General features: G+C 57.2%; 11 protein-coding genes. 3 read left to right on the forward strand and 8 right to left on the reverse strand.

Going from position 1 to position 13,736, the window contains the following annotated elements:
- Positions 1 to 11 precede the first annotated feature (11 nt).
- Positions 12 to 1,100, forward strand: a complete 1,089-nt coding sequence (locus NKH78_RS23525) for a Gfo/Idh/MocA family protein (protein ID WP_352884349.1) — start codon at positions 12 to 14, stop codon at positions 1,098 to 1,100.
- A gap of 19 nt (positions 1,101 to 1,119) precedes the next feature.
- Positions 1,120 to 2,940, forward strand: a complete 1,821-nt coding sequence (locus NKH78_RS23530; protein ID WP_352884351.1) for a phosphoenolpyruvate hydrolase family protein — start codon at positions 1,120 to 1,122, stop codon at positions 2,938 to 2,940.
- A 216-nt stretch (positions 2,941 to 3,156) separates the two neighbouring features.
- On the opposite strand, the gene NKH78_RS23535 is transcribed toward NKH78_RS23530, so the two are convergent.
- The 8 genes from NKH78_RS23535 to NKH78_RS23570 form a co-directional block, all read right to left on the reverse strand.
- A complete protein-coding gene (locus NKH78_RS23535; RefSeq protein WP_352884353.1) occupies positions 3,157 to 3,987 on the reverse strand; it encodes an ABC transporter permease in 831 nt (276 codons plus the stop codon).
- 46 nt (positions 3,988 to 4,033) lie between these two features.
- A complete protein-coding gene (locus NKH78_RS23540; RefSeq protein WP_352884355.1) occupies positions 4,034 to 5,374 on the reverse strand; it encodes an MmgE/PrpD family protein in 1,341 nt (446 codons plus the stop codon).
- Positions 5,374 to 6,504: a Gfo/Idh/MocA family protein gene (locus NKH78_RS23545; protein ID WP_352884357.1), complete on the reverse strand. Its 1,131-nt coding sequence runs from the start codon at positions 6,502 to 6,504 to the stop codon at positions 5,374 to 5,376. Before NKH78_RS23545 ends, NKH78_RS23540 begins: the two co-directional genes overlap by 1 nt.
- Positions 6,501 to 7,331: an ABC transporter permease gene (locus NKH78_RS23550; protein ID WP_352884359.1), complete on the reverse strand. Its 831-nt coding sequence runs from the start codon at positions 7,329 to 7,331 to the stop codon at positions 6,501 to 6,503. The genes NKH78_RS23545 and NKH78_RS23550 overlap by 4 nt, the downstream gene beginning before the upstream one ends.
- 5 nt (positions 7,332 to 7,336) lie before the next feature.
- Positions 7,337 to 8,437 (reverse strand): ABC transporter ATP-binding protein, encoded by a 1,101-nt coding sequence (locus NKH78_RS23555; RefSeq protein ID WP_352884361.1) that lies wholly within the window; start codon positions 8,435 to 8,437, stop codon positions 7,337 to 7,339.
- A 48-nt stretch (positions 8,438 to 8,485) separates the two neighbouring features.
- Positions 8,486 to 9,547, reverse strand: coding sequence for an ABC transporter substrate-binding protein (locus tag NKH78_RS23560; RefSeq protein WP_352884363.1), 1,062 nt, complete (start codon positions 9,545 to 9,547; stop codon positions 8,486 to 8,488).
- A gap of 265 nt (positions 9,548 to 9,812) precedes the next feature.
- The gene (gene hutI / locus NKH78_RS23565; protein WP_352884365.1) at positions 9,813 to 11,177 is read right to left on the reverse strand and encodes an imidazolonepropionase; all 1,365 of its coding nucleotides are present in this window, start codon (positions 11,175 to 11,177) and stop codon (positions 9,813 to 9,815) included.
- The gene (locus NKH78_RS23570; RefSeq protein WP_352884367.1) at positions 11,167 to 12,306 is read right to left on the reverse strand and encodes a M24 family metallopeptidase; all 1,140 of its coding nucleotides are present in this window, start codon (positions 12,304 to 12,306) and stop codon (positions 11,167 to 11,169) included. The genes hutI and NKH78_RS23570 overlap by 11 nt, the downstream gene beginning before the upstream one ends.
- 250 nt (positions 12,307 to 12,556) lie before the next feature.
- Here NKH78_RS23570 and dctP point away from each other — a divergent pair, with 250 nt between their 5' ends.
- The gene (gene dctP, locus NKH78_RS23575) at positions 12,557 to 13,729 is read left to right on the forward strand and encodes a TRAP transporter substrate-binding protein DctP (protein ID WP_352884369.1); all 1,173 of its coding nucleotides are present in this window, start codon (positions 12,557 to 12,559) and stop codon (positions 13,727 to 13,729) included.
- Positions 13,730 to 13,736 lie beyond the last annotated feature (7 nt).

The following is a 13,736-nucleotide window of genomic DNA, read 5'->3' on the forward strand; positions in this document are numbered from 1 at the left end:
AGAAGACACATATGACCTATAAGGTCTTACATATTGGAGCCGGTGGCTTTGGAGAGTATTGGTGTCATACATTTCTTCCGCTGAATGCGGCAGACGGGATTATCGAGGTGGTGGGCTTGGTGGATATTGACTCCAAAGCTCTGGAAAAGGGCCGCAATCACCTCGGACTGAACGCGGAGCAGTGCTTTACCTCGGCCCAGGAAGCCTTTGAGGCAGTGGATACGGACTTCTGTACCATCGTGATTCCGCCGGCCCTGCACGAATCCATCGTCGACCTGGCCCTTGCCCGAGGCATGCACATTCTCTCGGAGAAGCCGATTGCCGACACCATGGAGGCCTCCGTCCGTGTCGCTGACAAAGTGAAATCAGCGGGACGAAAGATGGCAGTGACTATGAGCCACCGGTTCGATCAGGATAAATCGACGCTGAAAGCGCTGGCCAGTGAGGACGCCCTCGGCCGTGTCAACACGGTGTCATGTCGGTTCGCCGGCGACTTTCGTGCCTACGATTCTTGGAGGCGCTTTCGCCACGAAATGGATCATCCGATGCTAATCGAGGGTGCGGTGCATCACCTCGACATCATGGCCGAGTTAGCCGGGGCCCCTTGCACGTCGATCTATGCTCGCACCTGGAGGCCGGAATGGGCGGAATACAAGGGCGACACCGACGTTATTGTGGTCATGGACTTCGCCAACGGAGCGCATGGTGTTTATGAAGGGTCGTCAGCACAATCCACGGGGCTCAATGATTGGTGCTTTGAATACTTTCGAGTGGAAGGGGCATCCGGGACGGCGATCCTCGATCATAGAGAGGTCGAAGTCTTTCACAGGGATACGAAGCGGACCTATCAAAAGAACCGGCAAGGGAGAGGGCAGCAGGTGTCTCTGCTTCTTGGGAAGAAATGGGGAAATACACTGTTGATTGAGCAATTCTGCCATTGGCTCGATGGCGGACCGCCGATGGCTACCAACGTCGAGGACAACCTGCAGTCCGTGGCGCTGGTGTTCTCCGCCGTTGAAAGCGCACGCCTCGGCCAGCCCGTGAAAGTACAGGAATTCCTCGAGTCCTTTAGAAAGAGCGCTTCGATCGAAGCTCAATAAAATGTAGGTTGGCCCCACGATGGCTGATCCAATCATTCATTCTGGGGATCCTCGCTTTACATTATCCGCTCTCGCGCACACGAGAGCGGATATCGTTGCGGCCCTTAAGGCCACGCTTGGCAAGCCCAATTCGACTCTCGTCGGCGCGGCGATCGGCACAGGGATGGCCGCCCAGGCGGCCTCACGCGGCGGCGCAGACTTTATCCTCGCAATGAATGCGGGGCGTTTGCGTAGTATGGGCGCGCCATCCATCTTTTCTCTGCTCGCATTGCGGAACAGCAATGACTTCGTCCTGGATTTCGCCCAAGCGGAAATCCTGCCCTTCGCCAAGGTCCCGGTCTTTTTCGGCGCCTGTGCTTTCGATCCCCGATGTTCGATAGAAGCGGAAGTCGAAAAAATTGCAGATGCGGGCTTCGGCGGCATCGTGAACTTCCCGACCTGTATCTTCCTCGATGGACGTTTCCGGGCTGACATCGAGGGAGCAGGGCTGGGTTTCCAGCGAGAACTTGAAATGCTCCGGACCGCCCAGAACAGAGGCATGGCGACTCTCGCCTATGTTCGAACGGTGACAGAGGCGCAGCAGGCGGCTCAGGCCGGCGTGGACATCGTCAATCTCAATCTCGGCTGGAACGTCGGAGGAACTATCGGAAGCCGCACCGGGGTGAGCCTGACCCAGGCGGCCGAGTATGCGAAAATCGTCTTCCGTCATGTACGCGCCATTTCGGAGGATACCCTCTGTGTCCTGGAGGGCGGCCCCATTGTCAGTCCAGATCAGATGTACGAGGTCTCGGCGGTTTCCAAAGCGGACGGATACATCGGCGGCTCCACCATCGACCGGGTGCCCCTCGAGGCCTCGATGGAGCAGATCACATCGGCCTTCAAATCGGTCGGCACGTTGCAAAAGCGGATTGATGAACTGGAGCGCCAGCTCGAGCATGTGCAGCGCGAATACTCGATCGTCGGGCGGTCGCCGTCGATCCAGCGGATCAAGCAACGGATCGAAAAGCTCGCAGCCTCTTCTCTGCCGGTCCTGATTACCGGGGAAGCCGGAACGGGAAAGAGGCTTCTGGCACGAGGCATTCATGAAGCTGCCAGACGGCCCGCCAGCAAGCTCATCAGCGCGAGCACCGCGGAATCAAGCGGAGAGGCACTGTTCGGCTCTGCCCCCGCCGAGGGCGGTCGCAAGGTGCTTGGGCTGCTTCAGTACCATTCCACGGCAACCTTGCTGATCGAGAATGTCGAAACCCTGTGCGTTGACGCCCAGGAACGGCTGATGGAGGTCATTGAAACGGGGGGCTACCGGCGCCTAGGCGATAACGACAGAGGGCGGTTCGAAGGACGCCTCATCCTGACATCGACGCAGCCGCTCTCCCAGCTCGGCTCAAGCGGGCTGCTGATACCTTCGCTGGAGTCGCGTCTCGCCCCCGGACACGTCTTCCTTCCCAATCTGCGCGATCGCCTTGAAGACCTTCCCCTTCTTGCGGAACACTTCCTCCAGGCCCTCCGAAAAGATCGTCGAAGCCGCAAACTGTCGGTTGACCACTCGGCCTATCGCGTTCTCATGACATATGGCTGGCCCGAGAACATCCGTGAGCTGCGTTCCGTGCTCGAGACCGCCGCCATTTGTTGCGAAGGCGACTGGATCAAGGCCGAGCATCTACCGCCCCTAAGCGATGCGGGCGCGCCGCAGCCGCATCCGGCAGACGAACGGGAATGGATACTCGACGCACTGCAGCGTCATCGTTTCCGCCGCGGAGAAACAGCGCGCTATCTCGGGATTTCGCGAAAGACCCTTTACAACAAGATGCGTGCCTACGGCCTGCCACTGACAAACGCGTAAGCCAAGGAACCCTGCCCGATCTAAGGACACTTTCTATTTGTCGCGAAAACCCTGCGTTCTTCCGCTGATTGCGAATGCCCCTTCCCGGAGATCGCAGTGGGCGTCGAAGCTACGCGCTAGTAACCTAGCAACTGCAGCAGGTTGGGCGCATCAAGTGACCAACCATTCCTAGGGAAGTACCGTCTCCTTCAATGTCATCGTCTCTCGCCCATCATCTCATGTCGCGCCAGATGGGCTGAGCTTCACACTTACCCTCCAGCGGCGCCAAAGCCACAAGAACGCGGCGCCCTGGATCAGGATACCGACCCCAGTTACCATCGAGGCAACGGCTGCGATGCTGGGCGTAATCTCAAGATTGATGGAACGCCACATCAAGCTCGGAATAGTGAGTGTTCCGCCTTGTCCGACAAAAATGGCAATGACAGCTTCGTCGAACGAGTTCACGAACGCCAGCGCCGCTCCCACCACGATTGCAGGCACTACAAAGGGAAGCAAGACGGTCCGCCACGCGTAAACACGCGACGCGCCAAGCGACTCCGCAGCTTCAATAAGCTGATCATCGAAATACTCGAGCGCCGTGGATACCGAAACGAAGACAAATGGCATGACGAGCAGGCCATGCCCAATCGCCACACCAAATCGCGTCCCCACGACGCCAAGTTTGGCCAGCACGAAGAAAAGGGCGATCGCAAGTACGATGACAGGGACAACCATAGGGCCCGCGGCCGCCGACCTCACGAATGCCCGCCACCCAGGTGGAGCGTAATGGTTCGCGAGCGCCAGTCCGAGCCCGGCGGGAAGTGCAATAGAAACCGCGAGCAATGCTATCGAAAGAGAATTCAGAGCGGCTTGGCGCCACTGACCGTTCGTAAGCACTTCTTGGTACCATCGAAGTGACAATTCCTTGGGCATCGTGAGAAACTGTCCTGCAGAAAACGACATAATGACAATCACGGACAGCGGCAGCAAAAGGAAAAAAATTGTCATGATCGTCCAGAGGATCAGGAATCGCTCGCGCCATCCCTCTGCATCGAACGACCGTCTCATTGGTTTTCTCCGTGCGTTTGGCAGAACCGCCGAACCGTAGGCCGATTCACGTTGGTAGGATAATTTCGGAGATGTGCTGAGTGACATTGTCGAGTGTCCTATCGTCTAGAATAGCGAACGCAGTGACAAGCCGGGCTGCTTTTGAAGGACCATGACCAAAAGTGCAGAGCCGCTCAAATTTCTCCAAGAGTTCGGAGCGGGTCATTGCGTTGTCTGGCTCTCCCTTTGGGAAGTCGACTTGGTGTTCATAGACGCCTGATCGCGTCTCCACGACCAACCGGGCGCTGGTCCGAGCCGGGAAAAGGGCGTCGAGTTGGGGATCGATCCTTAGGTCGACCTTCCGCGCGAAGCTGATGAGGTCCGATCGGTGAAGGACGGCAGTATCGGGCAGGACCAGGGCATTGCTTCCTTCAATCGCTGCCACCGCAAGACAGAATGGAACACTGAACTGGGCCTCGAAATGTGCCGATGGATCCGGTTTGTTGTTCAATCGTACCGCGGGTCCGATGGTATGGACCTCTACGCGGGAGATGTCACGTGCCTGCACCGCCTCGCGATCCATGATAATGCGCAGAGCATCAATGGCTGCGTGAATCCATCTGCAACACGAATAGGGTTTAGTGTAGGTGCGCTCGATCTCGAACAGTTCGCCCCAGTCGCGATGCAATGCGCTCCCATCGAAAAGCTCTGGTATATCGAAGATGTCGAGCGATGCAGTGAATCCGTTCTGTGCAAGGTCGACCGCCACGAAGCCGGTGAAGGAAGCCCAAGCTATGCCCTCCTTAGCGTGTCCTAACTGTTTGCTGGTCCCACTTGGCAGTTGCGCTGGGCGATGGGTCGCGGCTATCGCCAAGGCCTGCGTAAGTCTCGCCCTGTCGAGGCGGCGGAGAAAACCAAGCCCCGCAGCAACAGCGACCGGTGCCCACCGGCCCGTCGCATAGAGGCGGCTGTCCTGTCTGTTGGACTGGGCTGAGGCGACACGGATGCCAGCCTCATATCCGATAACGATCGCGGCGAGCAGCTCCTCGGAACTCGCGTCGCTTGCTTCCGCTTCAGCGATCATGGCCGGAATGATTGCCGCACCCGGATGCCCGATTGCTCGCCGGTGTCCATCATCAATGTCGAGGGCAACTGCAGCCGCGCTATTTGCAAACGCAGCGGCGGCAGGTGAGAGCCTTTTGTCCGTGAACCAGCACAGTGCCAAGCCGGGAGAGAAGAGGCCTTGGCACACGGCGCGGGTTGCAGCGGCGGCCTCAGTGCGAACCCCTGCCGCGGCGGCGCCAACGACGTCAATGACCAGATCGGATACCTTTCCACGCGTGGCCTGCGAAATGACCGAAGGATCAAATTCGGTGATGAGGCCCGCCAATTTTTCCGCCGACCACATCAGAGGATCCCCAATTTGCGTTCATCGGCCCGTGAGCTCGCCGAGGCTTCGTGAAGGCTCACCCACCTCCGTTCCGCGAGCGAAGTGCCGATGGCTTTGAGGGCGCGCTGGCTTTCGAGTCCGTCGTGAAAGCCCGGGGAGCGCCTGGGAGCCCCTGCGATCTCGGCGGTGAACTGGTGGGCGAGGCCGCTCATGAAGCAAGCACGCCACGATTCCGCCCAACCGACACGGTCGGTATAGCGCCGGTCGATCTCGATCGGCTGCATCTCTCGCGTGGGATCGATACTTGACAGAACTTGGCAAAATGGCCAGCTTTCGGTCTTGCGCCAGCCTAAAGCTCCGTTCTGACCGAAGACCGCAAACTCGACGCCAAAGCTAAGACTCGAACTCCAGCTGACGTGGAATAGGCCCTCCGCCCCTCCGGAAAAGTTGGCAAGCCAGGAGCAGACTTCATCCACGTCGACCTTCTGCATGGCGCCTCCGACATCCGGCCGTTCGGGAACAAGCGTGCGTGCATTGGCGCACAATTCTGTAATATCTCCGGCCACGGATCGAGCGAGGTCCAGACCATGGCAGCCGTATTCGACTGAGACGCCGCCGCCGGTGCGTTCGGCGTTCATTGTCCAGTGGCAGGGCGTCTGCGGATCGAAGAACTGAGCAAAATGCGAATGGTAAAGGATGCTGTGAATTGGACCCACAGCACCACTTTCAAGCAGCTCCTGCAACTGAAGGAAGGCTGGGCTGAAGCGCAACATAAAGCCCATGCAATCAACCACTCCGGCTGACCCGGCCATCTCCTTCAGTGCCGCAGCTTCGTCAACCGTGCGTGCCAGTGGCTTTTCGCACAGTACATGCACCCCCCGGCGCAGCGCCGCAGACGCTATCTGGAAATGCTGGTCAACAGGCACAGCAATCGTGACGGCGTCCACACCGCCGGCAAGCACGTCCTCGTGATTATCGTAGACGCTGGGTATACCAAAACGGCTGGCAAGCTCCCGCGCTCGATCGGTATTGGGGTCCGCGATGCCGACGATCTTAACTCCGCTGATGCGGGCAAATGCTGGCAGATGCGCTCGCTCAGCCCAAACGCCGGCCCCCACGATGCCGAGCCGAATATGTTTCGAACTCATTGTCTTTGCCCCGCCCTGAAGACCCACTGCACCGCACTGAGCAGGAAAAGTGTGATCACCATCAGCAGGACACCGGCCGCCGCCGCAAAGCCGAAATCACCGAACTTCGATATGCTGATGGCGATCAACTGCCCCAGCATCATTTCGCTTGGACCGCCAAGGAGCGCAGGTGTGATGAAGAATCCTAGCGCAATCACAAAGACTAGTGACGCGGCGTTGATGATGGACGGCAGCGCAAGCGGTAAATAAACGGTACGCAGCGCGTACCAGCGCGATGCGCCAAGACCTTCGGCTGCTACCACCAGATCAAAGGGCATGTTGCGAAATCCCGCGAAAGCGGTCAGCGCGTAGATAGGAAGGAGGAAATGGATCATGCCGACAACCACCGCTACCTGTGTTGCGAGGAGGGTATGTACGTCCAACCCTGCTACGTTGAGAATTGCCACGATCGGCCCCTGTGCTCCGAACAAGATCATCCAGGCGAACGCGCGTATGAGCGAACTCGTGAGAAACGAGAGTCCCAACACGGCGAGGGTAGCGACGACCAAGGCGCGACGCTTCGAATGGGCAATTGCATAGGCAACTGGCGTGCCGATGAGGACGCACCCGGACATTGCAAGGAAGGATATCCAGATGGTGCGCCACCCCACTCGTAGGTAAGTCTGGGACCCTAGTACCGCTTTATAGTTACCCAAGCCAAACTCCGGGTCCGTGAGACTGCGAACTGTTAAGTTGGCGAGCGGAATGGCAAAGAAGATGACGAGCAGAGCAATTCCGGGGGCAGCGGCGAGAACTATCGGGTTGATTTTGATCCGGTGAGCTGGCATGGCAATCAACTCTCTGGCAGAACGATTAGATTTCCGGCGCGCCAGGCAACGTCTACTGACTGGCCAGGCGCATAATCGTTGTTCAGGTGAGCTGTGATTTCCCCATGCCGGGTCGAAAAAACCACTTGGTAGTGCGTACCCATGAAGGTCGTGCTCAACACCGGCCCGGACATGGAGACCACGCTCGTATCGATACCATAGCCAGTCTCGGCTTTCTCCGGTCGTAATAACAGAAGCGATTTTTCGCCCACACCAAGCCGCTCAGTGACACCTGCCGGAATGGGAACACCGACCTCCGTCCCCTCTTCGAGCCTGACCGTTGCGAGCCGCCCATTGCGAGCAGTGACGGAGCAACACACGATGTTGCTGTTGCCGATAAAGCCCGCTACAAAGCGGGAATTCGGTTCGAGATAGATCTGCTCGGGTGATCCCACCTGCTCCAGTCGACCATCACGCATAATGACCACCAGCGAGGAAAGCGCCAGAGCCTCAGACTGATCGTGCGTAACGTGAACAAAGGTAATGCCCAGGTCTCGCTGCAACTCCTTCAGGAAGTCCTGCATCTGCCCCCGTAAATGTTTATCGAGCGCGCTCAGAGGCTCATCGAGCAGCAGAAGCTTGGGTCCGTAAACCAGGCTGCGTGCCAAAGCCACGCGCTGCTGCTGTCCACCGGACAACTCGCGCGGATAGCGATCGGCCCACTCTGACAGGTGCACCCGCTCCAGGTATTCCAGCGCACGTCGGCGTCGCTCCTCGCGCGGCAACCTGCGGACTTTAAGCGGGTACTCAACATTTTCTCTCGCCGTGAGATGGGGGAAAAGGGCATAGTTTTGGAAGACCATGCCGATACCCCTGGCGCGGGCAGCTCTGTCGGTTACGTCGACACCTGAAATGCTGACTGTCCCCTCACTAACACTGGCAAAACCAGCGATAATCCTGAGGAGGGTTGTTTTTCCAGAACCGCTCGGCCCAAGAAAGGTTGTGTAGGAACCTTCCGGAATTGTAAGGTCTATACCTCGCAACACTTCCACTGCACCATAGCACTTCTTCAGTCGGCTGATCTGGATTGCGGGTGGCGACCCGCAATCCTTACTGGTGTTGGACACGATTGTTACCTCATTGCTTGCTATCGACCCGTAGGCGATCGAACTCGCCTACTTGGTGAGCCATTCATTAAAACGCGCGGTGACCTCCCGTGCGTTTTTTGCCCAATATTCGTCGTTCCACACGACGACGCCCTTCAGATTATTCGGGTCGACAGTGAACTTCTGATTGGCAGGCAGCAGGTCGTACGCCTTACGAAGTGCTGGAGCGTAGCCGATGCAGGTTGCGAATTTGGCCTGTCGTTCAGGGTTGTCGATGAAGGCAAGAAAACGAGCGCCGAGTTCGGAGTTGCCCCCCTTTGGCAGAATCCAAAGATCCGGTTTAACGATCGCCTGCTCAGTGGAGAATTCGATCGTACCGCCGTCTCGCTGAAGGGCTTTCACTCGGCCGTCCCAACCGGCCCCGATCACTGCGTCGCCTTGTTGCAAAAGCGCGACTTGCTGAGTTCCAAAATCATACCAAAGGATGTCGCTCTTGATAGAGTCCAACTTTTTCAGCGCACGGTCTACATCCAGTGGGTAGATATTTTCAGGCGCGACCCCGTCGGCCAGAAGGGCAACTTCCAGCACACCGAAGTCGACGGGGACGTTGGAAAACAGACGTTTGCCAGGGTACTTTTCGGTATTGAAGACATCAGCCCAGGTCTTGGGCTTGTCGCCTTTGAAAGCCTTGGAATTGTAGGTGACGACAGTCGAGAAAATTTCGGTGGGTAGAGCATAGATCTTGCCATCAAACTTGGGCACTAGGCCCGGAAAATCGACGAGGCCTCCATTTCTATTAGGGAGTTCGGGATCAATCGGCATAACCCACCCATTTTGGACCAGCTGGCGCAACTGGCCGGGGTCCGACGTGGCAACGTCCCACTCGGTCTTCCCCGTCTCCTGCTGTGCCCGCCAAACACCGAGGTCCCATGCCCCACCGCCTACAACGACTTTAATGCCTGTCTCTTTCTCCCATGCGTCAAGATAGGCTTCCTTGACGCAGGCGTCGTACGACCCCCCGGAAGCAGAAATGGTAAGTGTCTCCTGGCTCTGCGCATGCGAAACATGGAGCAGCAGAGTAGCCACGATTGCTCCAATTGATGTCTTCGAAATGGTTCCTATATTGTTCATATTTTCCTCCCGGGTTGCCTGAACTGAGGTCAGTTCAGGTGGACTTTCCCTTCTTGACTGTGGTTTCGACCAGCGGATGGTCGATCAAGCATGGGATTTTTCTCGATATGACTCAGCCTCAAGGGACGACGAATCGGCGGGCCGTCCTATTTTTCCGCCTCTTCGAGGGCCGAGAGCACAGGCGGCGTTCCAGTGCCCGTAGCGACCCCGTCCTCGATCAGCGTTCGCCTGTCAGGCAGCTTACGAGCCAATTTGTAGTGGTGGGTTACAGGCAGCAGCACGGCCACTTTATTCCCCTTTGTTGAAGTTGGTAATTTATGTGCTTGCCGAAGACAGCGCCGTCCTTAAGTGTGTATCGGACAAGGTTTTGGTCGATCAGATATGGCAAATCTCGATAGGTCGGCGCCTCAAGGACCACCAGGTCTGCTGGCCGCCCGATCGCGATCTGGCCGGCGGTTGAGGCGCCTCTGATGGCGCAAGCGGCGTTCCAAGTCGCAGCAACCAACGCCTCAGCTGGGTCCATTCGCAACCAGGAACATGCCAGGCCCATGACGAACGGCATCGAAAGGGTCGGACTGCCTGGCCCATGATCTGTCCCGAGGGCAATCGGTACTCCGCTGTCGATGAGTTGGCGGGCGTCCGCGAACCTGGGAGCAAGCAGATAGTGAAACGTCGCCGGAAGCAAGACTGCAACCGTTTGTGCCCTGGCCAGCGTTTGGGCAGTGTCTTTTCCTAGGAAACACAAATGGTCGGCTGAAACAGCGCCGAGCTCAGCTGCGAGTTCGGCACCGCCGGCGGCGGAAAATTCATCGGCGTGAATCTTGAAGTTTAAACCGCGCCTGCCCGCTGCTTGCAATATTTGCCGCGCCTCATCGTGCGAGAAGGCCCCGACATCGCAAACGACGTCGCAAAAGCGTGCATGGGAGGCAACGGACGGTAGAAGGTGGTCGATGACGTATCTGGCATATTCCCCAGATCCTCCAAATCGTGCCGGCGTGCCCAACGCGACATGGAACGTTTGAACGAGATCGATTGGCTGAGACGCTGAGACTTCGGCTATGATATCCAGCGCCGCGCATTCTCCTTCCGGAGCGACCCAGTAACCGGTTTTGATTTCCGCAGTCGTTGTCCCATTCAGCAACGCTTTCTCCAGCCTCGCCGTCAACGCCTGCTTCAGTTCGCTTGAGGTTGCGTCGGTGCTTTCGCGAATTGTGCGGGTGACGCCGCCGCCGCTGGAACTAATTTCACTATAACTAGCGCCCGCGACCCGCATTGGGTACTCGTCAGCACGCGAGCCGCTATAGAGCAGGTGGGTATGGCAGTCGACGAAGCCAGGTATCACCGCGCCTCCGAACGCATCAAGAACTCTCGGCGCGGCTCCCTTCGGCAATCCGGCCATCACTCGTTCGGCAGGCCCAAAATCCCTTATCCGCCCCTGAACGACATGGATTGCAGCGTTCCTGATCGCCTTTAGGTGTTTCAGGCCACCTCTCTGAGGACCCGGCCCAAATTCATCAAGGGGTGTTAGTTCCGCAATGTTCGTGATCAGCAGCCCGGCAGCCTCGCCTTTCCCAAGATCGGAATTCGGGCCGGAAAAGGCGCTGGCCGACGAGGTGGGACTATTGGGCAATGTAGAGCTCCCGCGGCAGGGATGTCAGGCGTTCCGAACCCGTTTCCGTCACCAGAATAGTCTCGCTGAAGGAAATGCCGTTGGCATTGACGAGCATGTGAAAGATCATCCCGGCCTGGAGCAGCCAAGTATCGCCTGCCATGAAGTCGCATACTTCCCATTCGCCGGAAACCGGTGGGAAGCCGATGCCCAAGGAATAGCCAACTCGCGGATAATAGGTTTTCCGAAGTCCCGCTTTCAGGACCGTTTGGCGCACTGCCGCATCGACTTCGCCAGCAACTGCGCCTGGTTTCATCATGCTGAAGGCACGGTCTTGGCAACTTATTAGAAGATCAGCCGCCTGAGCGATTTCGGCAGCCGGCGCGCCCATCACGGCAGTGCGCATCATTGCTGCACTGTAGCGCTTCACGCAACTGGTGATCTCGAATTTGAGGACGTCGCCGGCCTCGATCACCTTCTCGGTTGGCGTGGCATGACCGATCCTCATTCTATAACCAGATGAGAGGTAATTCGGCAGGCTTGTGTACTCAGAACCGCCCAGGACTTGTTGTTCCTGGATCGTCGATGCGATTTCGAGTTCCTTTTTCCCGACGGCGAGGGCCTCGAGTCCTGTGCGCATCGCAATGTCGGTTATTTCCGCAGCTCGACGCGCATAAGCGATCTCCTGCGACGATTTGATGAGCCGCACGCGACCGACGATACCTGATCCATCGACTACTTTATTCGGCCTCGCAGCATGGCAAAGCTCCTCGTAGTCTCTTACTGCCAGATTGAAGCAGGTTTTTTCGACACCGATTGGGTCGCTGGCTGCCGTCCATCCAAGTTCAGCCAACCACCGACCCGTCACGGAAGCCGGATCTTCGTTGTCGAGATAAACGGACTGCCGGTCGAGAGCCAGCCACGAATACTCGTCTGCATTGGTCCGTTCCAGTTCACGGACCAATAACAGCGGCTCGCCGTCGGCGGGGACGAACAGGACTTGGTAAGCGAAAAAGCCCGAGGTGTGATAGCCGGTGAGATAGCAGATATTATGCGGCGAATGCACAAGCAGGCCAACCATCCCGAGCTGTTGAATGGCGTTTTGGACCTTTGCCAGCCTTTCTCGATATTCTTGAGGCGAAAATGCCATATTACGTCCAGTCACGGCTTTATCTTCTCTCTAATTATTGCGCTGTGTCGATCACGGCCTTTGATGCCTCCTATGGGCACATGAGTTTATTTTCTTGTCAAGAAAATTCTCGTGCATACGCTGCCATCTGTTTTTTCCGATTGAGGCGTGATAGGGGTAAGCGAAGCGGCCCCGAGATTTCCCCTGCGTTCCCCGTACGCGTTAGGTGCAGTGTAGCGGCCGCGTTCGAAGCAAGCGCGCAGGAGCGGTGATGGACGCAAGATCCGAGGTGGAAAAACAGATCAATGGCTTGGTTGGAAAGCGGCTGCGCGAGGCCCGAAAAGCCAAGAGCCTTAGTCTCGAGGCGCTGGCCGGAAAGGTCAGCATGTCTGTGTCGCAGCTGTCGAAGCTTGAAACGGGAAAGGCCCCGGCGTCGATCGCAGCTTTGGTGCGTTTCGGCCTGGAATTGGATCGGCCAGCGCAATATTTTCTTCAGTCGGATTCTGAAATGCCGCGTTGTTTGGGCACTCTGGTACCGTCCTGGGATCCTGAGGGCAGAGCTATCGAGATGTTCTCGTCCCTAGTCAGCCAAAAAACAGGATACGATCTTGCGATTTCGGTATTTCCCGGGGGGCAGCTTGGTCCCGCTGAAACTCAAGTGCGAGCCCTCGTCAATGGAATTATTGACATTTTCGTCGAAAGCCTGGGGTTTTTTCAGCACTATTCGGATCCCGTTAAGCTAGCATCACTCCCGTTTTGCTTCGACGATGAAAAGCATCTGGAACGATTTTCGGAGAGCTCCTTGTTTGATCGAGAAGTCAGGCAGGCCCTCCGAAGCAATTCGGTCGAACTTCTAAATCCGAGCTTGAAGTGGAAGCGGGGTCCTTCCCTAGTTTTGCTATCGCGGACTCCTATCTTATCACCGGATGACCTAAGAGACTTGCCCATAAGGTGCCCCGAAAACGATACAATGTTCCGCTATCTGGAGATTATGGGGTGCCGACCTGTAGTTGTTCCGTGGAATGAGGTGGTGGACGCGTTCCAGGACGGCAAATTTGCAGCGATGATTACCAATCTCAGTCATGTTGTGAGCATGCGTTTCACGCGATTTGCTCGGTTCATGACAGCATTGGACTACCGGCCGCTCGACCTGACATTTGCAATGAACCTACAGCGTTATCAAATTCTCGCTCCACACATTCAAACCGGGCTGGAACAAGCTGCCGTCCAGGCTGCGGAATTTTGTTCGAATTTGCTTGGCCACACGCGTGATCTTTTGCCTGCCCTATTGGAGGAGGACGGAGCGGTTCTGTGTACTGTCGGGGTAAAGGCGTGGCGCGCAAAGTCCCGCCAGGTGTTTGAAGAGATGGAAAAGGAGGGAGCCTGGCGTAGTGGTCTGGTCAAGGAGATCAGCGGACTAGCCCAAGTTGCAGGCGACGCGTGAATTTTCT

The sequence above is a fragment of the Mesorhizobium sp. M0910 genome, assembly GCF_040319465.1.
GTDB lineage: Bacteria > Pseudomonadota > Alphaproteobacteria > Rhizobiales > Rhizobiaceae > Mesorhizobium.

Excerpts from the sequence above, each read along its gene's own strand:
- NKH78_RS23525 (WP_352884349.1), top strand. The coding sequence starts at position 12 with ATGACCTATAAGGTCTTACATATTGGAGCCGGTGGCTTTGGAGAGTAT.
- NKH78_RS23530 (WP_352884351.1), top strand. The coding sequence starts at position 1,120 with ATGGCTGATCCAATCATTCATTCTGGGGATCCTCGCTTTACATTATCC.
- NKH78_RS23535 (WP_352884353.1), bottom strand. The coding sequence starts at position 3,987 with ATGAGACGGTCGTTCGATGCAGAGGGATGGCGCGAGCGATTCCTGATC.
- NKH78_RS23540 (WP_352884355.1), bottom strand. The coding sequence starts at position 5,374 with ATGTGGTCGGCGGAAAAATTGGCGGGCCTCATCACCGAATTTGATCCT.
- NKH78_RS23545 (WP_352884357.1), bottom strand. The coding sequence starts at position 6,504 with ATGAGTTCGAAACATATTCGGCTCGGCATCGTGGGGGCCGGCGTTTGG.
- NKH78_RS23550 (WP_352884359.1), bottom strand. The coding sequence starts at position 7,331 with ATGCCAGCTCACCGGATCAAAATCAACCCGATAGTTCTCGCCGCTGCC.
- NKH78_RS23560 (WP_352884363.1), bottom strand. The coding sequence starts at position 9,547 with ATGAACAATATAGGAACCATTTCGAAGACATCAATTGGAGCAATCGTG.
- NKH78_RS23570 (WP_352884367.1), bottom strand. The coding sequence starts at position 12,306 with ATGGCATTTTCGCCTCAAGAATATCGAGAAAGGCTGGCAAAGGTCCAA.
- dctP (WP_352884369.1), top strand. The coding sequence starts at position 12,557 with ATGGACGCAAGATCCGAGGTGGAAAAACAGATCAATGGCTTGGTTGGA.